Raw genomic sequence first — 841 nt, forward strand, 5'->3', positions numbered from 1 at the left:
TGCGACAGAAAATCGTACCCGTGAAGTCCGTCGTCAGGTACAGCAGTACTTTGAGACCCAGGAGAAAGCCAACGTCAACGTGAGCATGCTGGTGGATGGCTTCAGTTTTGCCGGTAGCGGACAGAATGCAGGGGTGGGGTTTATCTCGCTGAAGAACTGGAGTGAGCGTAAAGGCAGCGAGAACAGTGCCGATGCTATAGCAGGCCGGGCGATGGCGGCGCTGTCGCGTATCCGTGATGCACGAATCTTTGTGCTGTCGCCGCCGTCCGTTTCCGGTCTGGGTCAGTCCAACGGCTTTACGTTTGAACTGCAAGCGCGCGGTGCCACCACTCGCGATAACCTGCTGAAAATGCGTGACCAGCTGATTGCAAAAGCAAATCAGGATCCGGGACTCAGTGCCGTCCGTGCCAACTCCCTGCCAGATCTCCCTCAACTGGATGTCAGCATTGATGATGCCAAAGCACAGTCACTGGGCCTGACTATCAGCGATATTAACACCACACTCAGCGCGGCGATCGGCGGAAGTTATGTGAATGACTTCACCGACCGTGGCCGCGTGAAGAAAGTCTATATTCAGGGCGATCAACCGTTCCGCAGCAAGCCAGAGGATATCGAACAATGGTATGTACGTGGTAACGACAGCAGCAGTAACAGCACCATGGTGCCCTTCTCGTCCTTTGCCTCGTCGGGGTGGTCCTATGGTCCGGATGTGCTCTCTCGTTATAACGGCCTGGCCGCCTATGAAATTCAGGGATCGGCCGCCGAGGGGAAGAGTTCCGGTGATGCCATTACCGCGATGGAAACACTCGCCGCGACCTTGCCAGCTGGCTACACGTTCTCA

General features: G+C 56.1%; 1 protein-coding gene. It reads left to right on the top strand.

Annotated features, from left to right (window positions below):
* Nucleotides 1-841, top strand: an 841-nt coding sequence (locus RAC90_RS20890) for an efflux RND transporter permease subunit (protein WP_375124754.1), incomplete at both ends; no start/stop codon positions are given.

This window comes from Pantoea sp. CS_6, assembly GCF_041954745.1.
Taxonomy (GTDB): domain Bacteria; phylum Pseudomonadota; class Gammaproteobacteria; order Enterobacterales; family Enterobacteriaceae; genus Pantoea; species Pantoea stewartii.